24 protein-coding genes are annotated in these 24,796 nt (G+C 39.0%); 8 read left to right on the top strand and 16 right to left on the bottom strand.

Annotated features, from left to right (window positions below; translation table 11 throughout):
- Both B4U84_RS29410 and B4U84_RS29415 read left to right on the top strand, forming a co-directional pair.
- A partial coding sequence (locus B4U84_RS29410) for a hypothetical protein (RefSeq protein ID WP_131121573.1) occupies positions 1 to 312 on the top strand: 312 nt, incomplete at its 5' end.
- A complete protein-coding gene (locus B4U84_RS29415) occupies positions 294 to 1,100 on the top strand; it encodes a hypothetical protein (protein WP_131121574.1) in 807 nt (268 codons plus the stop codon). The genes B4U84_RS29410 and B4U84_RS29415, both read left to right, overlap by 19 nt.
- A gap of 103 nt (positions 1,101 to 1,203) precedes the next feature.
- Here the strand turns inward: B4U84_RS29415 and B4U84_RS29420 are convergent, their stop codons facing one another.
- The 3 genes from B4U84_RS29420 to B4U84_RS29435 form a co-directional block, all read right to left on the bottom strand.
- A complete protein-coding gene (locus B4U84_RS29420) occupies positions 1,204 to 1,524 on the bottom strand; it encodes a hypothetical protein (protein ID WP_016863967.1) in 321 nt (106 codons plus the stop codon).
- 482 nt (positions 1,525 to 2,006) lie between these two features.
- The gene (locus B4U84_RS29430) at positions 2,007 to 2,279 is read right to left on the bottom strand and encodes an RNA recognition motif domain-containing protein (protein ID WP_016863966.1); all 273 of its coding nucleotides are present in this window, start codon (positions 2,277 to 2,279) and stop codon (positions 2,007 to 2,009) included.
- Between the two features lie 465 nt (positions 2,280 to 2,744).
- On the bottom strand, positions 2,745 to 2,978 hold the full coding sequence (locus B4U84_RS29435; RefSeq protein WP_016863965.1) for a Nif11-like leader peptide family natural product precursor: 234 nt from the start codon (positions 2,976 to 2,978) through the stop codon (positions 2,745 to 2,747).
- A gap of 996 nt (positions 2,979 to 3,974) precedes the next feature.
- Between B4U84_RS29435 and B4U84_RS29440 the strand changes: the two genes are divergently transcribed.
- Positions 3,975 to 4,577 (top strand): tyrosine-type recombinase/integrase, encoded by a 603-nt coding sequence (locus tag B4U84_RS29440; protein ID WP_131121575.1) that lies wholly within the window; start codon positions 3,975 to 3,977, stop codon positions 4,575 to 4,577.
- Between the two features lie 204 nt (positions 4,578 to 4,781).
- Positions 4,782 to 5,108: a hypothetical protein gene (locus tag B4U84_RS29445; RefSeq protein ID WP_131121576.1), complete on the top strand. Its 327-nt coding sequence runs from the start codon at positions 4,782 to 4,784 to the stop codon at positions 5,106 to 5,108.
- Positions 5,109 to 5,174: 66 nt separating this feature from the next.
- Here B4U84_RS29445 and B4U84_RS29450 read toward each other — a convergent pair whose 3' ends face one another.
- The 3 genes from B4U84_RS29450 to B4U84_RS29460 all read right to left on the bottom strand — a co-directional run bounded on the left by B4U84_RS29450 (position 5,175) and on the right by B4U84_RS29460 (position 9,771).
- Positions 5,175 to 5,894 (bottom strand): bilin-binding protein, encoded by a 720-nt coding sequence (locus B4U84_RS29450; RefSeq protein ID WP_131121577.1) that lies wholly within the window; start codon positions 5,892 to 5,894, stop codon positions 5,175 to 5,177.
- Between the two features lie 125 nt (positions 5,895 to 6,019).
- Positions 6,020 to 6,394, bottom strand: coding sequence for a transposase (locus B4U84_RS29455; protein WP_131121578.1), 375 nt, complete (start codon positions 6,392 to 6,394; stop codon positions 6,020 to 6,022).
- 290 nt (positions 6,395 to 6,684) lie between these two features.
- On the bottom strand, positions 6,685 to 9,771 hold the full coding sequence (locus B4U84_RS29460) for an NACHT domain-containing protein (RefSeq protein ID WP_510650823.1): 3,087 nt from the start codon (positions 9,769 to 9,771) through the stop codon (positions 6,685 to 6,687).
- A gap of 472 nt (positions 9,772 to 10,243) precedes the next feature.
- On the opposite strand from B4U84_RS29460, the gene B4U84_RS31355 reads away from it, so the two are divergent.
- Positions 10,244 to 10,624 carry an HNH endonuclease gene (locus tag B4U84_RS31355; protein ID WP_510650824.1) on the top strand — a complete coding sequence of 127 codons (381 nt, stop codon included), beginning with the start codon at positions 10,244 to 10,246 and terminating at the stop codon, positions 10,622 to 10,624.
- A 59-nt stretch (positions 10,625 to 10,683) separates the two neighbouring features.
- On the opposite strand, the gene B4U84_RS29475 is transcribed toward B4U84_RS31355, so the two are convergent.
- The gene (locus B4U84_RS29475; protein WP_131121579.1) at positions 10,684 to 11,718 is read right to left on the bottom strand and encodes a ParB/RepB/Spo0J family partition protein; all 1,035 of its coding nucleotides are present in this window, start codon (positions 11,716 to 11,718) and stop codon (positions 10,684 to 10,686) included.
- Positions 11,696 to 12,520: a ParA family protein gene (locus tag B4U84_RS29480; protein WP_131121580.1), complete on the bottom strand. Its 825-nt coding sequence runs from the start codon at positions 12,518 to 12,520 to the stop codon at positions 11,696 to 11,698. The genes B4U84_RS29475 and B4U84_RS29480 overlap by 23 nt, the downstream gene beginning before the upstream one ends.
- A 451-nt stretch (positions 12,521 to 12,971) precedes the next feature.
- On the opposite strand from B4U84_RS29480, the gene B4U84_RS29485 reads away from it, so the two are divergent.
- Both B4U84_RS29485 and B4U84_RS31835 read left to right on the top strand, forming a co-directional pair.
- Positions 12,972 to 14,033, top strand: coding sequence for a trypsin-like peptidase domain-containing protein (locus tag B4U84_RS29485; RefSeq protein ID WP_131121581.1), 1,062 nt, complete (start codon positions 12,972 to 12,974; stop codon positions 14,031 to 14,033).
- A gap of 100 nt (positions 14,034 to 14,133) precedes the next feature.
- Entirely contained in the window at positions 14,134 to 15,363 is a 1,230-nt protein-coding gene (locus B4U84_RS31835; RefSeq protein WP_131121594.1) for a formylglycine-generating enzyme family protein, read from the top strand.
- Between the two features lie 16 nt (positions 15,364 to 15,379).
- Here the strand turns inward: B4U84_RS31835 and B4U84_RS29495 are convergent, their stop codons facing one another.
- Positions 15,380 to 16,687, bottom strand: coding sequence for an SNIPE associated domain-containing protein (locus tag B4U84_RS29495; RefSeq protein WP_207391044.1), 1,308 nt, complete (start codon positions 16,685 to 16,687; stop codon positions 15,380 to 15,382).
- Positions 16,688 to 17,184: 497 nt separating this feature from the next.
- On the opposite strand from B4U84_RS29495, the gene B4U84_RS29500 reads away from it, so the two are divergent.
- Positions 17,185 to 18,465, top strand: a complete 1,281-nt coding sequence (locus B4U84_RS29500) for an HNH endonuclease (protein WP_131121583.1) — start codon at positions 17,185 to 17,187, stop codon at positions 18,463 to 18,465.
- Between the two features lie 89 nt (positions 18,466 to 18,554).
- Here the strand turns inward: B4U84_RS29500 and B4U84_RS29505 are convergent, their stop codons facing one another.
- The 7 genes from B4U84_RS29505 to B4U84_RS29535 all read right to left on the bottom strand — a co-directional run bounded on the left by B4U84_RS29505 (position 18,555) and on the right by B4U84_RS29535 (position 24,483).
- Positions 18,555 to 19,043, bottom strand: coding sequence for a hypothetical protein (locus B4U84_RS29505; protein WP_131121584.1), 489 nt, complete (start codon positions 19,041 to 19,043; stop codon positions 18,555 to 18,557).
- Positions 19,044 to 19,147: 104 nt separating this feature from the next.
- Entirely contained in the window at positions 19,148 to 20,929 is a 1,782-nt protein-coding gene (locus tag B4U84_RS29510; RefSeq protein WP_242677768.1) for a type IV secretion system DNA-binding domain-containing protein, read from the bottom strand.
- Between the two features lie 16 nt (positions 20,930 to 20,945).
- On the bottom strand, positions 20,946 to 21,488 hold the full coding sequence (locus tag B4U84_RS29515; protein ID WP_131121585.1) for a hypothetical protein: 543 nt from the start codon (positions 21,486 to 21,488) through the stop codon (positions 20,946 to 20,948).
- A gap of 48 nt (positions 21,489 to 21,536) precedes the next feature.
- Positions 21,537 to 22,160, bottom strand: coding sequence for a hypothetical protein (locus B4U84_RS29520; RefSeq protein WP_131121586.1), 624 nt, complete (start codon positions 22,158 to 22,160; stop codon positions 21,537 to 21,539).
- Entirely contained in the window at positions 22,160 to 23,107 is a 948-nt protein-coding gene (locus B4U84_RS29525) for a DUF6753 family protein (protein WP_131121587.1), read from the bottom strand. Before B4U84_RS29525 ends, B4U84_RS29520 begins: the two co-directional genes overlap by 1 nt.
- A 75-nt stretch (positions 23,108 to 23,182) precedes the next feature.
- Positions 23,183 to 23,944 (bottom strand): P-loop NTPase family protein, encoded by a 762-nt coding sequence (locus B4U84_RS29530; protein WP_131121588.1) that lies wholly within the window; start codon positions 23,942 to 23,944, stop codon positions 23,183 to 23,185.
- Entirely contained in the window at positions 23,941 to 24,483 is a 543-nt protein-coding gene (locus B4U84_RS29535; RefSeq protein WP_131121589.1) for a hypothetical protein, read from the bottom strand. The genes B4U84_RS29530 and B4U84_RS29535 overlap by 4 nt, the downstream gene beginning before the upstream one ends.
- Positions 24,484 to 24,796: the final 313 nt, after the last annotated feature.

A 24,796-nucleotide genomic window follows, 5' to 3' on the forward strand; every position in this document is an offset into this window, starting at 1 on the left:
CATCTAAGTAACTGGGCTGAATTTCTCTCGTGGATGAGTGCGGGTGTTGCAGTTGCTTTTGTAGTCCAAATAGCCCCCAAGTTGCTTTTGATTTATCCAATCGCTTTTATACTGACCATCACTTATTTCGTTAGTAATATTCCTCACAATAAAACAGCTAGTTTATTGCGTATTGCTGCTGTCTTCTGCTCACTGTTTGGCTTTTGGAATTTGGTTTGGCTCTACAGAGATACCGTGTCAGCCGTTGTTGTTGGAGCGATCGCATTAATCATTGTTGGGGGAGGGTATGTGCTGTGGCTGAAACTACGTTAAAAATTAGCTATAAAGAATTAGCCCTTGGCAGTTTTACTGTGGGTTTAGTGAGTCTGGGGCTAGCAATACCAGGTTATTTAAAGGATTGGCGTGAGTATCGAATTTGTGAAGATTATTTTGGTATTACCACTTGTCAGAACAGGGCTTACACAATAGAAAATCCAGAGCAACCAAGGGTAGAACCAACAAAAATTTACTTTAACGAGGCTCTTACAAAAATTTTGGGGATAACAATAGCCTGTGCTGCTTTCCCTTTAGCTGGGTACGCAGCCAGAGAAATGGCTTCAATCAGCGAATACAACGAGACTGTGGAGGCAATTAACAAGACTGCCCAGTTGCAATCCTTAACACAGGAACAAACAATTGATTTAAAACTAGGTGGTGAAGCCTACGAGGCGATGAAAGCTATTGAGATGGCGGATGTAATTGATAGATTCCGCGAAACTCTCTATATTCCTGTCAGTGCAGAAGACGTAGATGCGGAAATCGAAGCAATCCAGCAGCAGCTAAAGCAAGCTGAAAACCGTAAGGCGCTTGAATTTGAGATTGACGCAACAGCCCAGCCTGATAAACCACAGATAAGCGAAAACGCTCAAAAGCTGTTTGATTATCTGTTCAGGAAAGAAGCAAGCAAAGACAAGCCAATGAGTGTTAACACTGTCAATAAAAATGGAGTTATTAAAGATGCGGATGCTGCGATGATTCGTGAGCTTTTTGCAGAACTAGTACTGGCAGAGCTAGCTGGGCTTGATGATGACGGCAACATTTATTTGATGGGATCTAACTAAATAAAAAGCGCTTCTGAGGTGTGATAGCAAGTTTCAGGTTTTCATTGTTAGTGGCTATGCCCGAATAATCCTTACAGCTTTAACTGATAAACACAAAGGTATTTTAGCTATATGTCTTTGCAAGGTATTTCTTGGAGAGAACTGCTCCAAAATTGACGAACAGACAGATGCTTCCTAGTCCCAATAAAATGTATGTGGGAGCCATAACTACTCCTATCATGAACCAAGCAAATACGTGCAGTATCATTAATAGAGCAAATAAACTAGCAATGAGAGCAGTTTGCCAGATATGAATAGCCGGACGCTCCAACAGAGTCAAAATTATTGTTGATGAGGTAGCAAGCAGGTTCCCTGGAATTAAAACGGCACAAATGCCAATGCAGTAAGTGCTGGAGAATTCAGTAAAAGTGTTAAAGTCGAGCATTATTTTCTGGCTAAGTTGCTAATTTTATGTGGATGTTTGCTTTGAGATTTTTGCAGAGGCACGGAGCTATGGGAGTTAGTTATGCACTTAGATATGTCCCAGACTGGCATTTTTTGATAACAATGGCTACAACGCCAGTAAATACCACCATTACTGATATGACGGAGTAAACCGTATGAACAGCAAGGGCAACTATGGTAACTCCACATAGAGTTCCAGGTATATGTAGTTGTATTTTCTTGGCTGTCATCAGTTATGGTATGAGTCAGTAACTCTCTCGATTTATTTGATAGAACTTGCATTTTTTGTCTCCTTGATCATTGATATCCAACCTATTAGGAATGGGAGTTGGGCGTAAAAAACAGGAGCATTTTTAATCATAAAATTCCTGATATCCGAAAATTAATTGCCTACCCCTACAAGTCTATTTTTTCTTTGGTGTGATTAGTAAATAGTGTCATAGAGGCATCTCTAAGCAGGCATTACAAATCACAAGAGGCAGAACTTGCTTGTGATCTAGTAACAGGTGTATTAACTTTCAGGATACGAACTATCCATCTACTACCCAACAGTGCCTTAATCGCAGATGCTTCTTGAGCGAATGTTTCCATTTCTAAGAGTGCAAACCCTCTTGGCTTACCAGTTTCCTGATTGATGGATAATTGAACAGTTTTTACAGAACCATATTTGGAAAATATTTGCTGGAGTTCTTTCTCTTTCACTTCTCCAGATAAGTTAGTGACATAAAGTGACATAAAAATTTCCCGAATTAAGTAGTGTGAAAAGATTTAGCTCCGGGAACGCGACACAGGCTTATCACATAGCCGAAAATATTTCTCATTAACTCAAACATAACATTGCATTGATAATTATGGTTGTAAAAATTTTCCGGGTTTTTAGTAAAAATATTTATTGTTATAAACTGTGCTCTGAACTATTTTTGGCTGATAACTCAAGTTAACAAGTTAATTTTCATCTAGGGGCTGCTTTACTCATGAGAGAAAATTTAGTACGCATTTTACGCAATATTAGGCATTTCGTCTGTGGTACAAAGATTACTAAAGAGATATATTTTAATATTTCTCAATAATTACCCTGAGAAACTCAACTAGTGGAAAGATAAAAGTTATGTGCCTTGGTCTAAAGCGCATAACCGGACATCATCACCAAAAGTTGCCAAGAAACCTATAGTGAAATTCTCCACAGATTTTTGTTTACACTTATCTAGGATGAATGTGTCGTCTAGTTCCCCAGCCAGGATTGACAATGGCTGCCAAATCTTCATCTGATAATTGACTAATTTCTCTTTCTAGTTCTTCCTCTGAGAAATCATAGCCACTCTCTTTAGCGATCTTAATAAAGGCTTCTGGGTTCTCTGTTGCATTTAGTCTTTCTTTTAATGCTTGATTTTCCTTCACAGCCTTCAAAAATTGGGCAGCATTTTGCTGTGTCATGATAATCTTTCCTGTATTAAATATCAGATTTCAAGCTAGAGCCGATGCAATTAAGAACAACACCTTAATCTATCTTTCTTGCTCTATTCTTAACTTGCACGATTTTTATTTATTAATCTTGTACCCTTAGAAAGAACAAATGTGAATCAAAAAACTGACGTTGATACCATCAGCTGAAAATTCTAAAAATTTTGGCTCTTTTGTTGAAATGATATCCAGTAGTGTAGATAGGGTATAGACATAGTTGATAATTAACCAAGCGCTTGGATTCGAGCGCTCGATATGTTCTGCTTCTCATATATACTGCGTGTAGAAATCAGTGTAGTTTTAAATACAATCACCTCGACGAGCAAAGGCACTTCCAAATAATAAAATGTCCCGCCCTCGCGTTCCCACCCAGGTGGGAACGCTCATCAATCCTTGGACTCTTGCAAAATATATTTGATAGGGCTTTCACTCGACTGGAAAACTGCGAGCACCTTTATAAATCCAGCGATTGGTACTGTTGTCATATCGAACTAACCCAGAAGGCTGGGCTTGTTTTTTATGTCACATCCAAAGCGGGACATTTTATTTTCTGGATCTCCCACATAAGGTTGCTGACTTACATTCCACCCCAACAGCTGCATAATATACATCAGTATTGGAAAACTCCATTCTGTGTACCGTTCGAGCAGCACTTGCTGTCACTACCATATCTGACTTAAATAGGGAAAAGAAAATTTGTACAGACGCTGGTATAGATATCAGTACAAACAAAAGCTGATAGTTGACCCTGCCAAAACTGTATAGACGTGGGTGTAGACGTGGTACATATGGCTAGTCATTAAGCAAAACTTATCAATCGAGTCAAAGCTAGGATGATTGGGCGATTGAAACATAAGTTTGACTTAACTGACCCAAAAACGGAGTGCTACTTCACGAAATCATCGGCTTTTGGGAGAATGATAACTGTCCATTATATACCGTGTAAAGCGGACAGTACAGCAAAGAGTAATGACGACCCAGCCGCCAGGACGTAAACCCAACAAGCATTACAGGTCTAGAGAGTACCTTACACCATCTGAGGTGCGATCGCTACTCGATGCTGCACTAAATCGTAAAGCCCGTTATGCTCACCGTGACTACACGCTGATGTTGATGATGTTCAGACACGGGCTAAGGGTGGGGGAGGCTGTGGGTTCAAAATGTGGGTTGCGCTGGGACGCGGTGATGTGGGGGGAATGTCAGATTTTCATCACCAGGGAGAAGGGTAGTGACTCTGGGGTGCATCCCTTGAGAAATGATGAGTTAACCTTGCTCAAAGAACTAAGAGAACAATTCCCTGATAGCAAATATATTTTTGTTTCTGAACGTGGTGAAGTGATGTCCACTGATGCGGTGCGGAAGCTGATTCAGCGATTGGCAGCACAGGCGAGGCTTGATATTAAAGTTCACTGCCACATGATGCGCCATGCTTGCGGTTATTATCTGGTGAATCAGGGCTACAGTACTAGAGAGATTCAGGACTTTTTGGGACACCGCGATATCAAACACACTGAAAAATATACCAAGCTGAATGCTCGACGTTTTCTTAATTTTGATTGGGGTGATTTATAAAATCTCTGGTTATAGCGATCTCTTGACTTTGCAGCGTTAATTAAAACTTGAGGAAAACAACAGCAACACATTTTTATGTGTAATATATTTTAAACTTTGTCTTAGTTATTGGAAGCGAAGTTTTAGTACAAAATCTATAACATATATTCATAGTAATTTTGCCTTGAGAGATATTCGTAATTCCTTTCTCATTTGGAGAAAAAAATGGTTATAGAAGCTCCCCTGTTACGTCTAGATAGGATTTTAAACGCAATAGAACTATCCTTATCAAGTATTACCAATCAATTAGGTCATGAATTAGATCAAAACCTTGCATATAACATTAATGCGCGACTGAATCAAGCTAAAAATGAAATATTTCAATCTCGTACAATAATTAATACTATACGTGAGCAAAGCTATAGAGAACTTTATGGAGAAGAATATAAAGTAACTCCACTATATCTTCATGATAAGCATGAGATGCTTGAATCAATACATCGCTTACAGAGCCTGTTAACTGAAATTGAAAGTCAACTAACTTCTAGTTAGTAATATGTTAGCAATTATATAAATTGAATTACAAGATTTACAGAGAATTGATTGCAACTAAAAACCTCAACTATATTTTTTAAGTAAGCATTCAACAAAATTCAACAAAACTTCTGCTGCTTCCTTGGATATTTTGCTTTTTTCATTATGTCTTTTTGTTTTTAAAAAAGATAAGATATGCTGATTCCGACTAGATTTCATAATAATTTGCTCTATTTGCAATTTAATGGATGTAAAAGCCTCCTTGTAAGCATTAATATCTGATATATGTGGAAATTTAGATATTTCTAGTGGGATATCAATTCCTCTTGTAAGGCTCAAAATTATCCATTGTAGGTATTTTTCGAGACTTTTTTTAAATATTTCTTGCTTCTCTTCTGAATCTAAATCTCTACCAGGATTACGCAACTCACGACAATTTGCTAAAACGTCCTTAACAGCTTTTTCTATAAAACGATGACGATTATTTTCTAACCATATTCCAGCTTCTTTCCATACGTCTAAGTCCTTAAATATATCTCTAATTTTTTCAATTTGCTCATCTAAGTAGGTAATGCTTTTGTCAATTTTTCTTTTTAAGAGAGGATCTTCAATTGTTTTTGCAAACTCTTTGATCGCTGCACTTATTTCTATAAATATTTTTTCCTGTTCTTTGACGTTTTCTTTAAGCTTTCTTTCTGAATCCTCAGCTTTGGTATGACTATTTTTAGCTACCACAGCAGCTGCTACAGATCCCACAATGCCTGTAGAACCAGTAATTAAAGCACCAATTACTTCCGCTTCCATAAAGATTATGTTTTAGCGCATATATTTTTTATACCATAAAATAGGTATTTTAGTCATTTTTAGAAACAGCAACCCTACTATAAATGTCCAGCTTTACGGGGACAATTAATATTTTTAACTAAATATTAATTATCTTTATGCTTCATGATATTCCTGATTAGTTCTCGCTCTTCAGTCATGGCAGTACGAATGCGAGCAATTAGATAGCAAGCTGTATTTTTATTGACTCCTACTTGAGATGCGAGTTTACGAACTGTGATTGTTGTTGATGAATTGACGACAAGCTCAATTGCTAAAAACCACTTTGATAAATCAATATGAGACTTATGAAATAAAGTTCCAACTGTAACACTATATGAATTAAAACAGTTATTACAATGATACCTGCGTTCTTGCTTAATTACCGTAGAATTACTCGAATCACAGTAGGGACATTTTGGCGTTCCACCCCAACGAATTTTTTCTAAAAATGTAAGGCAATCTTCATGAGTGTGTGTCATTTTTAAACCCAGCGATACTGGGTTTAAAAATGACACAAATTTTTACCTTGCCAGTTATCTAAAGTATTATCTGGCGTTGCTGAATGCAAGTATGCGAACATCTCAAGCTGGTATTGAGCCGAGGTGCGTGGTCGCACCTCTCAAATCTGAATAAATCAAGCTCTTTAGCGAGAATCAAATTTCGTCGCTTAGTTTTTATGTCGGTTAATAAGCCAATTACGACATTGAAGTAGGAGAGAAAGCAGTACTTGACTCAATACCTATTAGCTTTTACATTCACCCCATCTAAACTACTCCCCTACCACCAACTTCCAGAGGGTGCAAATTCCAATCTCTACGTCTTCTAAATCCTCTTGCTGTGAAATCCACTCGACAACAATAGATACAATTTCAGCAGAAGGTTTGCCCAATTTTACTAGCGCCAAAGCAGCTTCATTAAATACCCAAGAATTTTTGTCCTGTAGTAAAGGTAGAATTCCTTGAACCACCTTATCAGAAGCATCACCAAAATTACCTAGTTTCATTGTACTCCAGGCACGTACAACTTCATTCTCATTTTGTAATAGCTCTATAAGTTCCTGAAGCACTTGCTCAGAAACATAACCTAACTCAATCAGTGTACTGGCAGCCCTAAAACGCACATGAGAATCTTCATCATCAAGCAGAGGCAGTAGAGCTGAATACACTATTTTGGAGGGTTTACTGTTACATAGTGCAGAAGCAGTCCTGAAACGTACATCAGAATTCTCGTCTTGTAATAGAGATAAAAGTTCTTGAAGAGCTTTTTCAGATTTATTGCTGAAATATCCTAGTGATAAAGCAGCAAAAGAACGTATTTCAGAATCTTCATTCTCAAGTAAAAATAAAAGTTCTTGAAGAGCTTTTTCAGAGGTATTCTGAAAAATCCTTAACCGCTTAGCTGCATAATAACGCACCCATAAATCTTCATCTTCTAGTAAAAGTAGAATTTTCTGTAGTACCGTCTCAGAATTATTATCCAAACATGACAATCCCCAAACGGCTTTAGACCTTACATTAGCATTCTCATGCTGAAGTAAAAATAATAATTCATTGCTCATCATTTCACATACATTTTCTAACTTCTTAAGTAAAACGATGGCAAACCTAATCATCCCAAAAGGCATATCTTGGAATGATAACACCAATAATTTGATTCCTTCTTCTTTTTCACCCAGGGCTACACGATATGGTTGCAATCGCATTTGATTTATCACATCTGCTGATTTTTTTAACAGTTGTAATATTTGTGTTTCAAACTTAGTTTCGTACAGACTACTAAGAATGTTAAAAACTTGCCTACTGATTTGGTTATTAAACCAACTAGAAACTTTAACCTCTAATGCCACTAATTGATGCAAAATATCTGTAACCAAATTTTTATCTGAAACTTCAATATCTTCTGCCAAACAACTTCCTGCAAATAAAAGGTTACGATGTAACCATTGCTCATAAGGGGTATTTCGCTGCAAAATTTCCTCAAGCACTCTCGTAGCTTTTTTAGGCTTTTGCTGGGCAATCAACAACAGCAATACTTCTCGCCAGTGAGCATCATGCAGATATTTTTGTATATGGTCTACAACAACTTCAAAACCATCATCTTCCTGTCGATACCTAATATCTTCTGCCGCTAGGTACTCTTGAAATGTCTTATGCACAAAAGCGTAACAGTCTTGCCCTTGTTCATTTAATAGACCACTGCGCTCTCTAATATAATCTAAAAAGCGTTTAGCTTCAGCTTTTGCTTGATGTCGCTCAAGATTTTTTTGTTCAGCAATGAATTTACTTAATTGCGTAATTAATTCATCTTTATCAATTAAAGTACCACCATTTTGATTATTTGTACTTCCTTGGGTATGAATCCAGTAAGCCAACTGTTGCATTAAACGTTCAATGTCATCAATATTAAGATATTCTAGTGGGAATTTATAATCAATTTCTTTACCAGCATCCCAAGCAGTTAATAAAGTTTTAACCGCTCTATCATAAAGTTTATATCGTTGTTTTGGCAGATGCGCCTGGTAGCGATGAATCAAGGCGATAATAGTTAGAAGTAGTGGGTTTTGCGCTAATATTTTGATTCGCTCTTGTTCTAGCAAAGCTTTTTTCAAGCTTTCACTGCGTCGTTGTGCTTCGGCTGGATCTTTGAAGCGACTTGCATACCACTGCTGAACAAATAAATCAATTTTGGCATTATCAAATAGCTGAAGTGTATAGTGAGGAAACTCTTCTGTACGGAAAAAGTCGCGTCGATATCCTGCTGTACGAGAGGTAATAATCGTCTTATTTTTATAAAATTGTTTTAAAAAACAATCTATTTTTGTGACAATTTCATTTCGCCTTGTTAGCTCTACAACTTCATCTAAACCATCAAGTAAAATTAATGCTTGCCCATCTTCTAGCCAATACTCAAAAAATCCAGATGGTAACTGTTTAACACATAAATTAGTTTGAGCAAATTGTTGTACATATTCTAAAATACTAATACTTTGATATCTAGCTAAATCACGAATCTTAATGAGAATAGGGAGTAAGTCTATGTTTCCTGCTAATCCTAAACATTGAGCTTGTTTTTCTGCCAGCATGACAGCAAAATAACTCATCAAACTTGTTTTCCCCGAACCTGGTTGTCCTAATAGCACAAATCTATTAGATGTGCTGATTGTTAACAATTTTTCTGCTGAACATCTATTAATATTACATTTTGTATCTTGTGAAATATGACTTGCCAGATTAATACTGTTTGGTGAATTAGTGGTTATGCTATCAAAGGATAATGATTCCATAGGATCATAATCTTCTACTACATCAGGCTTAACGAAAATTTGTGCTAGATGTGCAGATTTATCTATTTCTTGCCCTTCAACAGCGAAACCAGCAAACTTAACATCATCAAAATAGTTTACCAATTGCTTGCAATAATCTTCTTTAGCAATTTGAAATCTTAAATAGTTATGTGTCTTTTCAAAGTAAGCTCTAGCAAATATTTCCATCCAAGGTGTAATCAAAAATATATTAATATCTTTCTTTATTTTTGGATGATCTTCTAATGCAACTTCAAACGTTTTAACTAAAAAATCTACTTGAGGAGTACCTTGGTTTTTAAGTGGCTTTTGTAACTCCTCAGCTGCGTCTTTAAAAATGTGATCTAAAAATTTAGGAATAAATTTTGGTTCACAACTATAAAAAAGTCTTACCTGTCTATCTGCTGTTGATACACAAACCTTTAAAGCTTTATCCAAATCTGATGCTTGTAGTTTGCTGTTAACTCCACTAAGCACCGTCTCCACAATTTTTACTGTTACCCACTCCCCTAACCAGGGTGTAATTGCTCCCAATACTGCTAATTCCAGACTCATAACTTACCTGAATAGCTACTTTTTCTGTATTATGGCTTACCAGTAGGGTGAAATATAGGGAACATCGTGCAAAAACAGGTTTTTATAAGCTAAGGAATATGGTTGCACTGTTAGAAAAAATAAATGTAAATCCAAAAGCTGACTCTGTTTAAATTTACCGATGAGCTACAGTCTCGCTTTGAAGAACTGTTAGAGAAGAAAAAAGCTTCGGCGCTCACTCCTGAAGAAGAAGCCGAATATATAGGTATTTCCGAATTAGAGCGAATCTTTACTTTGATTAACGCTCAACTAGCAGCGAAAAGCAAATGGTGTCCGAACCAACTCGAAAACTTGTAAGACAACGAGCTCAATATCTTTGCGAATACTGTCATTCTCCAGAATACTTAAGTCCAGACCGTTTCACCATTGACCATATTAGGGTAGCCGTGTGCGGTGAACAATCGCAAGCACGGTTCCGGAAGAGAGGGGTGGAATGGCAACATTCCCCTCGACTCTACCTCTCGGTGGCTACCCTATTATGCCGCAGTCTTTGGGAGGTTCAAATGAACTGGATAATTTGGCTTTAGCTTGTCATCGCTGTAATGAACGTCACTATAATTTTATAACGGCGACTGATCCCAAAACCCAAGAACAAGTCCCTCTATTTCATCCCCGTCAGCAACAATGGTCTGACCATTTTATCTGGACAAAAGACGGCATAAAAATTTTAGGTACAACTCCTACAGGGAGAGCTACTAGCGATCGTTTTGATTTTAATGATGAACGTCGGGATGAGCCTTCAATTCAAGTGGCTCGTCGTTTTTGGGTAGCAGCAGGTTGGCATCCGCCGCAATCAGATCCACGTCTGGAATGAGAGAAAATGCCCTCAAGCTATATCGATTCACGATTAAGTTCCTACTAAATACTCCATAGTCAATCATCTTTTATTAAAGCTTCCAATTGAGCTAGTACCTTTTCTATTCGCGCTTTTTTCTTGGGATTGTCCCACACTTTAGCTTTTTTAAAACGTCGCCAAGTATCATCTACACGTTCTTTTAATGATGTTGGCTCAGATAACTGTGAAGAGGACTGTTGCTCAATTTCTTTGACTTTCTGTTTAATTTCGCTCAGTGACAAGTTATAGTCAATTGCTGTCTGCAAAAGTTCAATTCTGATTTCCTTATCTTTTACCAGGGCGATCGCCCTGGCTTTGGTGTATTCCATTTGCCCAGAGCGCAATACCTCTAAAACATCTGCTGGCATATTTAGTAGTGGTAGCCGACTGACACGGAAACTTTCTGGTGACAACCTGCCCACGGTTGTAAACACATTTTCAACAATTTCCCACTGCTTACGGAAAACGTTTTCCGTATCTTCATCTAACGATTCAACTTTTTTCTTATCTAGATGCGCTTTGCGGTTCAGCAAAGCAACCACTTCTTTAGTAGTGCAGTCTAGTTGGCAAGACAGTAAGTGTAATATCCCTTCGGTTTCTTCTACTGGATTCAAATCTTCGCGCTGCAAATTTTCCAGTAAGGAAAGTTTAAAAGCCGAGGCTTCATCAACTTCGATGATTATAATAGGAACTTCAGCCAAACCCGCATCTTGTGCAGCGCGGTAGCGACGTTCACCTGCAATTAATAAATACTTGTCATCGCTATAGGGACGCACCCATAACGGTGTTTGCACTCCCAAGTCTTTGATGGAAGCGGTCAGGGTAGCGAGTTTAGCAGGGTCAAAGTAGCGGCGTACTTGTTCTCTATTGCAGATAATTTTATCAAGTGGCACAGTCAATTGAGCAGTATCGCTCTTGGCGTTGTTGCTGGCTACCAGTGCTTGCAATTGAGCGTTTAGAGATTCTAGTTCGGCAATGCGCTGTTGTGATTCTACTAATTGTGACTCAACTTCGGCTGCGTGTACATTAGCCGAAAAATAATCATAGTTTTTATTTTGCGCCTTTCTTGGCATCTTTACTCTCCGTCAAAATAGCTGACAGTTCCTGGCAAATAGGATGTAAGTCTTTAATAGCTCTATGAGTAGGACGATGCAAGTGTAGAGGAATGCCTCTTCCAGAAGCATTACTGAATTCGCAAGAATAGCGGACGTGCGGATAGCATTTAATCTTCAAAGGAGCGAGCATTTGTGGCAACTGGTTCAATAAATCCCGTTGCGCTGCTTCGCTACTGTCATATTTGGTTGGTACAAATCCCAAAATTTGGGGCGGGGGATTGAGGCGCAAGTTTTTGCAAGCACCCCTATGCCAAGACAGCAAAGCATTTGCTCCTGTCAGGGACTTGGGACTGAGTTCGACAGGAATTAACATATGGGTAGCTATTGCCAGCGCTACGTCGTTGAGATGGCCAAGTGTTGCAGGACAGTCCAAAATTACCAGTTGGTGCGGCAGAGGAAAATCTTCAAATCTATCTGCCAAAATGTACTCCCGACGATTACGGATTGCCAATTCCAAACCTACTTGAATCATTACTGGCCCACCCAAGCATACTTGAAATTGCCCCAGAGGCTTCCCCCATTCTGGTGTCAGCAGAGGCCAGTTGCCGTCAAAATTTTCGTCAAATACGGCAGCGATCGTTTGCTCTGGGGGCGGGTCTTTATCCAATCCACAGAACTGGCTCATGGAAACGTTAGTATCAAGGTCGAGAAGCGCTACATCGAAGCCGCGCTTTGCCATTTCATAACCAATGTGAATGGCAAGCGTAGTTTTGGAAACTCCTCCGGCATTGGCTCCAATCCAAAGAACAACTTGCTTCATCTATACTACGATTGCAATGCTTGCATTTTGTTATAGTCTACGCCAAAGCTAAATCTAGTTAAGCTTGGTTTTTACTTTAGCAAGACAACTTTATCCCATACGGAAAATATTTTCCGTATAGAGAAACTGAGGCATTAGGATTCTAATTGAGGATGTGATATGGAAAAATTCTATATAATCAGTTTACTTAAGGTAGTTATGCGGAAATATTCCGTATAATATCCGAATATGAATGTTATATAGAAAGTTTCCGCATAATAAATAGTTCGGCAGGACAAGAAGTATCCCCAATGACAGGTTCGCCCGTATACGAGAACTGGGTTGGCCACCGCCGCAACAAATGAGCTTTATCGTTAAATCGACGATGTCAAACTATTGTATAATTTTACTCTAACGCAATAGAATTTCGTCAGTCTAATTAGCTATTGCTTTGCAAATAAAGACTCTAGATATGGTCAACCTAGAAGCTGAAGACCGCAAACAATTGATAACTCTTCTCAAAGATATACCAGAACTAACTACAGAGCGATCACGTCAGCAAATTTTGGAGCTAGCAGATTTAAAACAGTTGTCACCAATGATTGACCTTTCTGGTGCGCCCTTTGTCGCAGTTAGTGAGATAGTCAGCTATTTATCTAATTACGGGCGTTTAACTTATGACCACGAAGCATTAGGGCTGTTCTTAAATACTTTGAAAGGCTTTGTGGGAGTGCAGCAGCAACAATTTTTAGACACGCTGCTAACAAAATATGACATGATGACTCCAATCGCAGCATTACCAGCAATAAATGATTGGCGAGGAAGAGAAACTGTAGCAGACATATTCGAGAAAATAATTGGAGAAAATACCCTACGCCCAATTTCATTTTTACAGCAGGGGCTTCAAGTTGCACGTTCAGTTGCCTATATCGGAGTGCGAACTAGCCAAGGATGTTGGTCAGGTACAGGGTTTCTGGTGGCTCAGAATTTATTATTAACTAACAACCACGTTTTACCAAGTTCAGATTTACTTTCAGGTACGATTTTTCGTTTTAATTATGAGGAGAATTTCCAAGGGGAAGCTCAAATAACTGATGAGTATCAGCCTAAAGGTAATGGAGTTTTTCATACCAGTCAAGCTCTTGATTACACTTTAGTTGAAATTGAAGGAGAACCTGGAAAAAAATGGGGTTGGTTGCCATTGCTGTCCAAAAGAATTAGTAATGGTAATCGAGTTAATATTATTCAACACCCACTGGGTCAACCAAAGCAAATTTCTCTTCAGAATAATTTTGTTCAATATATGGGTGATAATGTAGTGCAGTATGTTACCTCTACCTTACAAGGCTCATCTGGTTCTCCAGTGTTTAATGATGCTTGGGAGGTTGTTGCCTTGCATCATGCAGGAGGTAATATTTCAGAACCAACAACTCAACGGCGCTACTTTAGAAACGAGGGCATACTAGTAGAAAACATTTTGGCTGACTTGCCCTTAGAACTTATAGACTTGCTTAAGGCAGTAAAAAATATATAGTGTTGGAGATCTTCTACAAGCATCTAGACGATTTTCTACAAGTATCTAGAGTAGAATGACTATGGAAATCAAGCCCCAATTGATACAACTGTTAGTAAAAATGCCATCCACTCAAACCGTTGGGGAGCGTAGAGCGCTTTTGAGTATCACGGGGTTTGATTATTTGGGTGCAAGAATAAATACGCTCGAAAAAAGTAATTATGTATTTTTTACTGAATTAATTGAACTTGTATTCTCTGAAGGACAAGCTCAATTATTAAAATTCCTTCGTGCGCTCGTAGATAGTGAATTTATCGGCTGGGAGACTAGGGAGAAATTAAATGGTTTCATTGTACAAATTGAGGCTTTAGAACCTCGACAATGGAATAGCGAATTTAATGAGCCAAAGAATAATCAAACTGTTGGTATTGTTCCTACTCCTAACCGAAGTGCGGTAGGCTTGAAAGAACAACAAAATACAAAACTGGTTGTCCCATCATTTCCCGGAACTCAAGCTTTTGAATTTACTGTGGTTACGATAAATGCCCAAGGCCAAGAAATAGAATCTCATCAAGGACAAGCCTGCTGCTTAACTGAAGAACTTGGGAATGGGATTGTATTGGAAATGGTTTATATTCCAGGAGGAGAATTTTGGATGGGTTCACCGGAAGCAGAAGGAAAAGGAAGGCGATATTCAAACGAAAGACCTCAGCATTTAGTCACAGTGAAACCATTCTTTATTAGCAAATACACTATTACGCAAACACAGTGGAAACAAATTGCTTCTTTGCCAGAAGTTCGTCAAAAGCTCAAGCTTCGCCCATCCCGTCAAGGAGGCAACAGTCACCCTGTTACCCAAGTTTCTTGGTTTGATGCTGTTGAGTTTTGCGAGCGCCTATCTCAAAAAACAGGTCACAAGTACCGCCTTCCTAGCGAAGCAGAGTGGGAATATGCTTGTCGTGCTGGAACTACAACCCCTTTTCACTTTGGGGAAACTATTAACTTCAATGTAGCTAATTACGATAGTCGTTACCCCTATCATTCAGAACCTAAAGGCATTTATCGTGAAAAAACTACAGAAGTAGGCTTTTTTCAGTTTGCGAACTCCTTTGGATTGTTCGATATGCACGGGTTAGTTTGGGAATGGTGCTTAGATAATTGGCATCAAAATTATGATAAAGCACCCACAAATGGAGATACTTGGCTAGACACTAATGATAATAATACTCGTGTGATGCGTGGTGGTTCATGGAGTAGCGAAGCATTTTTGTGTCGTTCTAGTTTTCGCCAGTTTAATTATGCAAGCGAAACCTTGAACAATGTTGGTTTTAGAATTGTTCGCTCACTGTAATATTTAATTAATTAAACTAAGCAATTTCATTTACCTCTGAATATTCCTCATTTGTGTTTGATAGCCGATGCTTTTTATGTGCAGCTAGAGTTTGTCGATATTCATATGCTTTAGGAGATTTTTCAAACTCATCTATTCTTAAAAATACACCACTTTTTTTCTGGATTTCTTTAACTGCTGTCTCAATTTCATCTATTGAAACTTGAAAAAACTCTCTTCTTAAATTAACTACATTCACTCTTTTATCATCAAAACGTTGATGTAACTTTTGTAATGTATCCAAAGCATCTTCTGAGAAAATTTTAAAGTGAACGTCAAATTGAAATGGAACTGCGGGGTTCATTTCCCTAATGTATACGTCTTCTTGACTACGAGATGTCATACAAATTCGATATATATCTCGTCCAAGAGAACCTATATTAGAAATTATATAAATGTATCCTGATTTCAGTCTTCTAGATTCAGATAGAGCATTTTCTCTGTCACTTCTATCTTCTGCAACTAGTCGTTCTAACTCCTGAATTTTCATCTCCAGTTGTTTTCGCTCTTCGTCTTTAGCTTGTACTATTTCTTGTCGAATTTTATCAATTTCTTCTTGGTGAAGTCTTTCTCTTTCTTCTGCCTCTTCTGCTCTTAGTCTTGCCTTATCAATTGCTTCACGTTCTTTATTTTGCTTTCTAATTTCTCTATCTCTTTCTTGCTCTTGCTGTTTCTTATCTTCCAATTCGTACTGTAAATCTAACTCAATAAGCTTAAGTTGTAAATATTCTTCTGCAATTCTGCATTGTAGAGTTTTTAAATATTTATTGTATTTTTCAAAAGCCTTGTTTATTTTGTTTTTTAAAGAATCAACATTATTATATTTAACCTCCTTCATTGCATACTTACATCTTTCTTCAAAAGAGATTTCTACCAATTTGAGAATATCATTTATCATTTTATCGCCTTTTCTTTTGCTATCCCCAACAGTCCATTGAGTATCACAGATATAGGCTTGATTATTTTTTTGCATCTTGTCTTGTTGTAACTTGATATCTTTAAGCCGAAGTAAATATTCATCAGAACTAATAAATTCGTACTTCGGCTCATAATAATCTATAGATTGAAGATAGACTTTTGCATCAAGTTCATTAAATTGCTGCTGAAGATTTATGATTTCTCTATTCAGAGATTCCTGCTGGTTTTCAAGTAGATGAATACTTGACTCTAACTGTCGTTGATACGCCTCTTTATCGTCTAATGCATCATACCTACGTAATTTTTTTCTAAGCCGGGACTCTGCAATTAGCGATTGTATTAACCCGACAAAAAGTCCGGCTACCAATACCAATAACCCCAGGTTTGTTAACGACATAGAACCTAGTATTACCACTGATATACTTTATAACTTAGTTTAGAATATTAGAGCAAGCGTAAGGCTATTTAATAACAAATTATTAAGTGCTTTTATACTAACCCAAAACTTACCTTACTGAGTAAGCCGACAGTATCGACCAAATCGTTGATATGGTATGAAGCCGAGATCCTTGTAATTTTCTGCAAGATGATCTGGAAAAGCTTATCTGTGGGGTTTTGAAAAATTGCTACATTTAAGTCAAAAAAGCCAGAATTAACAACGGAAAATCAAGTCTTTTCAGGTCATCTTGCAGGTTTTTGGTCATATCTCGGCTCCATACCTCATATATAAGTTATTTGATAAAGTAGTTTTAAAAAATTGGTATTGTTTTGGGTAATTATACTCTTATTGATTTTGTCTTTTTAATTCTTGTATCAACACTTGACACTGCTTACTAGCTTCTCTCGCTTGTGTCAAAGATTTGAATGAGAAATTTGCAGCTTAAAAAAACTAAAGTGAAGAGCATGGCTAACTGTATCTATTGTGGTTCACTTGGATCTTTCAATCAAGTAGAGCATATCTTTCCTTATTCCCTTGGTGGTGGCGGACAAGGGTGGACTTTGCAAAATGTTGTTTGTGATGCCTGCAACAACAAATTTTCTGCGTTAGAGCAGCAGCTTGCCAGGCACTCACTTGAGTCTCTTGCTAGATCAGGGTACGGGCCTCAAGGGCGACGTAAAAAATCTCAAAAGCATCTTAACCCCCTCTATGCAAAGGGAGTGTATCGTTTCTCTGAAGATAATGATTTGGCGTATGAGACAGGAGTAAGTTTAGGTTTTAAACCATACATACGCTCTCAGCTTATTGAAGCACAAATTATTGATTCAAAATTTTCTGAAATTCAATCTATTAAATCTACAGAGCAGGAATTTTCAGAATTAATGGGGAGAGTTAAACGGTTAATAGATGAAGATTTCTATTTGATAGATAAAAAGTCTGTTTCCCAGGAAAAAGCTTTTCAAATAACCAAGTTAAAATATGACTCTGGAACTATAAAATATCAAGTGGAGCAAGCACTCCAGCCTAAACCCCCGCAAGGAAATTGTGTTTGGCTACAACTTCTTCCAGTTGATTCGGATAGAAAACGCTATACCCCCCGAATTTTTCTAGATGATGACCAGAAATTGATTGTTAAGGCGCATGACATAGAAGAGGCAGTAAGGTTTATCTGTACAGTTGTAAACTCTATTTATGACAAAAATAAAGGTCAAGACGTTGAAATTGGATTAAGTGCAATACATATTCAAATGCAAGTGAATTTAGTTGCGGTGTTTCGTGCCTTAGCTAAAATAGGAGTAAATTATGCCATTAAATTGTATGGAGAAGAGTTTATTAGAGATTCTGCTTTTGATGAAATAAAAGCCTTTATAAACGGCGAAAATTATAGCAATTTGGAATCAGCTTTAAAATATGTTCAAATGGATCAAAAAAATAATTTATTTGAGCTTTTAAATTGTAGGAAAGATATTGATAAACACTGGATGATGTTAGCCTACATCCCAAATTTAGGATTAATCTTTACGATTTATATGTATGGAGCTTCTAGATATTTAGTTCGCTTAGGTGAGAAAAAGCCTCCGGTTAATCGTGAGAACTTAGCAATTGCAACTGTGGACTATAAAAAACGTGAGACAAGCTTGCTCAACCCTGACGAAATTGCAAAATTATTTTTAGAATCATATTCAAAAACATTTCTGAATCAATAATTTAAAATAAGCCGTTTAATCACCAGGAAATCACTATTTCGTGGAATTAACAGCTACAATTATTGATCCCACGTTTTTCTAGATTTTGATCAAGGAAGCACGTCAGGGAAATACCAATCATATGCAGGAGCGCCCGAATTGATTTTCTGTTCAAGCTTAGACAGTTGTTGAGCCAAAATCGGAACACGTGGGCGGTAAAGCTCCTGGGCTTTTCGCAAATATTTCAGTCCTTCTTGCTTGTCTGTGGGGTTACGCTTTTGGTTCCACAACCTTAATTTATACTCTGCCATTAACGTGTGAGCCTCAGCCGATAGTGGTTCTCTTTCTAAAACCAGTTTGTAAATTGCTTCTGCCTCCGGATCATCAAGTTGATTGTACCGTTTGAGGTGTGCTATCTCCAGTAACCTATACTCAACTAGTTTGCGCTCCCTTGGGTTGCGTGTTGTTTTAAAAGTTTGTATTAATTGTTCTTCCGAAGCCTTGCGTTTCTGGGGAGCTTCAATCACCCAGCCTGTGACCAACCCACCGATACAAGCGCCAAGCACAAATTTACGAATCCAAGACTGAATTAAATACATTTTTAATAAGAGGGGAACGGGGAACAGGGAATAGGGAACAGGGAGGAACGACCTGCCCGTGAGTTGCTTACTGAACAATTCCCAAGCGTGGGGTTTTCATTAAGTTATTCACTGTTGCCTGTTGCCTGTTCCCCATTCCCTTTTACATACGTGTCACTAACTGGTATAAACCGTTCTGTTTGACTTGCGTAACCCTTGGGCGTAATTTTTACTCGTGCGGGTGATGAGCCGTCAGCAATGCACAAATAACCCTCTAAGGGTGGTAGGTTTTGTATTTCTGCCGGGAGGACGGCAGCAGTTTCACGAATGGTTTGTGACTGAGTTTGGCTACCGCCCAAATCTGAGTTTTGCGAGTCCGAGAAAGTAACATCAATCCGTTCTTGCGCTCCTATCATGTCTGAGAATTGTTTGGCTGTTGTACTATCCCGCACATTTAAAATCAGCTTTGTAGCAATACCCTGAAGAATTATTCTGCTTCCGAGTTCTCCATAAGTCTGCTCAATTTGGGCAGTGGTTTGAGTACCTATGAAGCCGCTGCCTTTGAATTTGCGGCTTTCTGAAAGCATTCGGGGTAGAGATTTTAATTGGCTTAATGCCCCCAGTTCGTCAATTACCAGTGCTGTTTTGTAACGCCGATTCTCATTACTCAACAATCCCCGCAGCATTAACTCAAAACAAGTAGAAATCAGAGGTTTGAAGGTTTCGGCATCCTCTTCAAACAACGGCAGAAAGATCCAATGTGGGCTATCTTCTTTACCCCATTTGTAAAAGCTAAATTCGCTCTCATTTGATTTAGCAAGAGTTTGATAAAACCGCAGTTGGTTAATCGCTGTGGCAATAACACTGCCTGCTGTGTTGCCGCTTTCGCCCTCAAAATAGCGGCGGGAGATTGTACCCGATAGAAAATCTTTCAGTTGCTCAAGAGAGAAATCAGTCAACACCTGCCACACTTCAGCATTGGAGTAGGTGCGTTCAAAGATATCGGCAATAAAGTTTTTAGCTGCATCGCTGAAAAATCGTTCTTTTGGGTCATCAGGTATGAGCGCAGCAGCTATGGTACTCGGTGAAACTCCTTTTTCTGCTCTATGGCTCCACCCTACACTACGGGCATCTCTGGGATTAAAGATAATATCACCAGAGCGATAAAGTTTTTCAATCAGTTCGCCGTTACGGTCTAGTACCATTACCCGCCAATCTGAGCGCTGACGCAGGGTATCGAGGATTTGTAATATTGATTGGGATTTGCCTGAACCGGGAGCGCCAAAGAATCCGAATGAGAGATTTTCCAGATAGTTAGGCAGAACAACACCACCAATTGATAATTTTGGCTCAAGTACTCGACTAACCCGAAATTGCTGGGTGGGGGTCGGCAGAGGAGCAGGGGAGCCGGGGAGCAGAGGAGAGGTTTCTACAAATTCTTTCCCCTCCGCACCTCTGCCCCTCTGCCCCTCTGCTCGCCACCACGCAAAGTTTGTGTGGCGCACCACAAGGGGCTGTTTACCTGATTGTTTGAGTAATTTTACTTCTCTTAAGCTCAGTTGGCGTTGCAATTGTTGGGGCGTGACGATTTTAGTTCCCCGCAGGATTTGAGATGTAAGTCCTTTGGGAAAGATAAGAAAGACAATTGTTATTAGAAGATTCAGCCGCCACAGTCCCAACCAGCCTACACCGCTAAATAATGCGACGAGCATTAAAAAACCGACTGTTGCTAGAGCCACCTTCAAGGGAAATGGTTGTTGTCGGTTGTTTGACCAGTCAGCTGTAAATAATAGTAGGGGGAACAGTGGCCCAGCTATTTTCGCTATCCAATAAGCAAAAATTCCCAGTCCGACACCAAAAACAAAAATTAGCAGCGAGACTATGTTACCGCCAGCGATCGCTTCCATGTTCAGCCACTCCTTTTTATCGGCTTCTGTCTCTAAAATGCTGTTGTTGTTTTTCGTTTGAGTTTGATTGAGAAATGCCGTATTGAGAGCGGATGGCTTCTAATCGTTCCTGTAACGATAGGTTTTCCCAATCCTGCTGCTGGTTAGTTGTCTGCTGCGGTTGTTCTGCAATTTGTGGAGATTGTGTTATTTCTGGGGATGGTTGTGTGGTTGCTTTTTGCTCAGAGTGTTTTTCAGCAAGATAATTCCAGCTAATACCCATGTCGGCTGCTAAATAAAGACCACTTGGGGTAATATTTTTTGCCCATTCCCCAAAACTGGGAGATGCATCTTTGTTGTAATAATCAGTCGGCAAATAGCCAAATTCTTTACCTAAATAGATTTTGTTATCGCCTTGTTGGATGTTGGTGTCCTGGCTAGGTTCTGAGGTGCTGTTTTCTGGTTGTAAGTTGATGTGTTGTTGGTTGAGTAAATGTACTTGTGGTGAGTCTTCTTCTAGTTCAGCGTCACTGTCCTTTTTGGTGCGTTGTTGCTTGGTGTTGTAATCATCGTCGTTCATCTTGCAATACCTCTGTTGTGTGTACCATCTAATTAATCGAGATGCACTCTATAGACTCAGCCCATGATTTCGATTTTGAACCCTTTCTTTTTCCTCTTTCAAGTGTTGCAATCCAGGCTGAATTTTTGGGATGAGTTGCTGGAAGTGCTGTACTTCTTCACTCGTAAGAAGTGAGGGTTCAACAGGTTCCCATTGTGAATTCTCTGAGTTATAAGAGGCCTTCATCAATTGCGCCCCATCACTATTTCTCACCAAAACTAATTGGTCTAATTCATCCCAATAAACTGTGTGCTTATCACCTTCAAAACGATTTTTCTCAACTACTCTTAAAATTCCAGCAACAATAGGCGCTACAGTTTGGGTACGTTCAAATTGCACTTGAAAGGAGGTATTAGAGAGTTCTTCAGTAATAAATTCTTCAGAGACAACTTCCTCACAGACAAGTTCAGAAGCAACGACTTCTTCAGTAACAAATTCGTTTTCTTTTTGAGTCGAACGAAGCCTACGCTGCTCAATTGCGTCCAGATTTCTATTAATGTTTTCAATTGCTTCTGCTGTTGCCGCAGTGTTAAACCTAATCCGTTCAAGGCTAGTACGAGCCAAATTCTTACTTGCGTTCAGAGCTTCATCAACTCTGTTGTCATCTTCAGTCACTCCTTCTACTCCTTGCACTAATTTCTATTTTTCTGCCTTGGATCTGTACCCAATTTTTTCTCAATTCGTTGTAATTTTACATTCGTATACTCCACCTGCTTATGAATACGCTCAATCTGCTGTTGGGTAAAGTTGGGCAATTCTCTTGATGCTAATTGGAAACCCACTTTGTTGATCATTAATATCAACACACACCCAACTAGAAAACACACCATCGTGACTACAAATCTTGAACTCAAAAATAAACTACAAATACTAATTGAAACACTGTTTAATAACCTCGACCAAAATGAAGCAATCTTCGACTCCAAGCTGACTGTTGAATCTTCCTTATTGACCAACTGTTCTATTTTTTGCATCAACCATCTTTGATTACGTGCTAAATCCTCTATCTCTCCCCTTATCTGGTTCAATTCTCTACTCCCAGACACTGCCAAAATCTCCCTTTTCAATTCCGACATTTGAGCTTGGTTTAACTCCACTTTCAATGTCTGATTCTGGGAGAGCGCTTGATTTAAACTCACCAACAGTTTTTTTAAAGTTGGTATCTCTGATACGAAGCTTTTATATGAAGGTGATACTTCAGTCAATGTTTGCAGTTGAATCAGCTGTTGTTGCGAGGTTAAATCTAATGCGTTCAACGCTGTAGACAGCCTATTGCAAGACTGAGCCAAGTTGTTGATTTTTTCACTTTGGTCTCCTGCATCTTTTAATTGCTGTGCTGTTAGTTCTGTCCATTCTGACAGTTCACCTTGTAATTTTTTAAATAATTGTTTCCACTCATGTGGTGCTGTCTCCGTCAGTTGCGCCAGATACCCGATGTACTGCACTAATCGAAATGCTGGGTCTTCTGGGCGCATTCCAGAATCTACTGCAAAGCGCAACACTTTTGCTTGAAATTCTGGTGGTTTATCTGAAAGTAATCTATCCAAATGAGATGGTTGAGCAAAATCATTATTAGCCATCACAACCTCAACACCAAAAACCAGAGATTACACTTAATTTCAAGAGCAGTTATTAAGCCTCAAAGGAAGCCATACTTACTCAAATCCCAATTGCACTGCTGCTCTCTTAAACTCACTCTCGCAACTATCCACCCACCCAAACAATCTTGATTGATTGCTCAAAGTCAGCGCCTCATGTGATAAGGCTTCTCGAAAACTTAAATCGTTACTATCTATAAAATCAAAAATATCGTCAAACAACTCCGGCAGATTTAACTCTATTGCACCCAAATCCAATGCAGCCTGCCGCGCCTTAGAATTGTTGTAGCGAGTAAACTTATTCTCTGCACCCCAGTAGAGATTCCTAACTACCACATAGTCCACCCGACTGCCACAAAACTCTAACAGCCTCTTTAATTGCACCACCGAATCCTTGACCCTACCCAGCACACTCACCATCGTGATTCGGTAGCCTAAACGCTCGGCATTTTGAAATAAATAGATGTCGTTTGCTAAATCCTCAAAATACTCTGCTGCACCCGCAGGCAAATCAACCAATGAAACTTGAGGAGTCAGCAGTTTTAAATCATCTTGCAGCGCATCCGCACCACCCCGATGATTCAATTTCAGGGTTTTTACCCCAGGCGGAATATTGTTGTAATGCCTCCACAACTGAGGATTAGAAGCGTCGCACTCGTAAGCAATGCAGTTGATATTGCGATTTCGGTAGATATCGAGCAAAATTCTGGCTACTATGCTCTTGCCTGTCCCCCCTTTGTCCCCCGTACACATCACAATCCTTTTGTTTACTGCTGATGGAGCGGTATTCTTCTCAACAGCAGTTTTACTTTTAGTCATAAATCATCTGGGTTATAGAGTTTAGGTTTGAAGGTATGCGATTCACCCTGTAACTTCGATTCTGAGGAGGACTGTGTTTGCGCTTTTGGCTGTGATTTAGCTGATTGTCCTGACTGAGACTTTCTCCTTCCTTTCTTTTCAGATTCGCCCCCAGTTAGTTCTTGAGATTCGGTAGCTCCCCGGTCAATAGTGGTTGACTCTCCCTGATTAACAGTAGTCTCTTCTGGTTGCTCAACATCAGTCTCTGAATAGGCGTCAACTTTCTTTTTCTTGCGAGTGCGAGTACTCTTTCTCACCTCGCCCAATAAATATTTCAGCCGACTGCCACTAATGTGAATATCTAGCCCAGCCAATAGCTCTGATATTTCATCGTAGGTATAATTCTTCTTTAAAGCACCCTCTATGTAGCGTCGCATCTGACGAATTGCTTCCTTAGCAGGAACATCAGGCAACTCTTTAGACTTCAATTCCCTCAACGCCTTTATCGCCTCTGGAATCTTGTCTTTGCTTATCCTTTCAGTATCTTGTTCTTGGTGCATTCTAGTAGTATTGACAAATTACGAGTTAATTCTAATATTTCCTCCGTAACTCTGTTAGAAATATATACCACTAAAGAAAATATGTACTATTTTCTCCTAATAATGCAAAATATATTTACATTTGTTCAATTTCCCCCTATCTTGCCCCTATTTCTCACTCGCTCGTCTTCTCTCGCCCACTGGGCAACCCTCATCCCAAAACTTGCCCAAAATTGGGTTAGGAGCCAGCCATGCCTTTTTGCCTCCGGCAATCCTCGCGAAGCGAGGACGGCAGGGCTGGCTTAAGGGGGACACCCCCTTAAGAATCCCCCAC

It is taken from the genome of Westiellopsis prolifica IICB1, from assembly GCF_004323185.1.
GTDB lineage: Bacteria > Cyanobacteriota > Cyanobacteriia > Cyanobacteriales > Nostocaceae > Pelatocladus > Pelatocladus prolificus_A.

Excerpts from the sequence above, each read along its gene's own strand:
- B4U84_RS29420 (WP_016863967.1), bottom strand. The coding sequence starts at position 1,524 with ATGCTCGACTTTAACACTTTTACTGAATTCTCCAGCACTTACTGCATT.
- B4U84_RS29430 (WP_016863966.1), bottom strand. The coding sequence starts at position 2,279 with ATGTCACTTTATGTCACTAACTTATCTGGAGAAGTGAAAGAGAAAGAA.
- B4U84_RS29435 (WP_016863965.1), bottom strand. The coding sequence starts at position 2,978 with ATGACACAGCAAAATGCTGCCCAATTTTTGAAGGCTGTGAAGGAAAAT.
- B4U84_RS29440 (WP_131121575.1), top strand. The coding sequence starts at position 3,975 with ATGACGACCCAGCCGCCAGGACGTAAACCCAACAAGCATTACAGGTCT.
- B4U84_RS29445 (WP_131121576.1), top strand. The coding sequence starts at position 4,782 with ATGGTTATAGAAGCTCCCCTGTTACGTCTAGATAGGATTTTAAACGCA.
- B4U84_RS29450 (WP_131121577.1), bottom strand. The coding sequence starts at position 5,894 with ATGGAAGCGGAAGTAATTGGTGCTTTAATTACTGGTTCTACAGGCATT.
- B4U84_RS29455 (WP_131121578.1), bottom strand. The coding sequence starts at position 6,394 with ATGACACACACTCATGAAGATTGCCTTACATTTTTAGAAAAAATTCGT.
- B4U84_RS29460 (WP_510650823.1), bottom strand. The coding sequence starts at position 9,771 with ATGAGTCTGGAATTAGCAGTATTGGGAGCAATTACACCCTGGTTAGGG.
- B4U84_RS31355 (WP_510650824.1), top strand. The coding sequence starts at position 10,244 with ATGGCAACATTCCCCTCGACTCTACCTCTCGGTGGCTACCCTATTATG.
- B4U84_RS29475 (WP_131121579.1), bottom strand. The coding sequence starts at position 11,718 with ATGCCAAGAAAGGCGCAAAATAAAAACTATGATTATTTTTCGGCTAAT.
- B4U84_RS29480 (WP_131121580.1), bottom strand. The coding sequence starts at position 12,520 with ATGAAGCAAGTTGTTCTTTGGATTGGAGCCAATGCCGGAGGAGTTTCC.
- B4U84_RS29485 (WP_131121581.1), top strand. The coding sequence starts at position 12,972 with ATGGTCAACCTAGAAGCTGAAGACCGCAAACAATTGATAACTCTTCTC.
- B4U84_RS31835 (WP_131121594.1), top strand. The coding sequence starts at position 14,134 with ATGCCATCCACTCAAACCGTTGGGGAGCGTAGAGCGCTTTTGAGTATC.
- B4U84_RS29500 (WP_131121583.1), top strand. The coding sequence starts at position 17,185 with ATGAGAAATTTGCAGCTTAAAAAAACTAAAGTGAAGAGCATGGCTAAC.
- B4U84_RS29505 (WP_131121584.1), bottom strand. The coding sequence starts at position 19,043 with ATGTATTTAATTCAGTCTTGGATTCGTAAATTTGTGCTTGGCGCTTGT.
- B4U84_RS29510 (WP_242677768.1), bottom strand. The coding sequence starts at position 20,929 with ATGGAAGCGATCGCTGGCGGTAACATAGTCTCGCTGCTAATTTTTGTT.
- B4U84_RS29515 (WP_131121585.1), bottom strand. The coding sequence starts at position 21,488 with ATGAACGACGATGATTACAACACCAAGCAACAACGCACCAAAAAGGAC.
- B4U84_RS29525 (WP_131121587.1), bottom strand. The coding sequence starts at position 23,107 with ATGGCTAATAATGATTTTGCTCAACCATCTCATTTGGATAGATTACTT.
- B4U84_RS29530 (WP_131121588.1), bottom strand. The coding sequence starts at position 23,944 with ATGACTAAAAGTAAAACTGCTGTTGAGAAGAATACCGCTCCATCAGCA.
- B4U84_RS29535 (WP_131121589.1), bottom strand. The coding sequence starts at position 24,483 with ATGCACCAAGAACAAGATACTGAAAGGATAAGCAAAGACAAGATTCCA.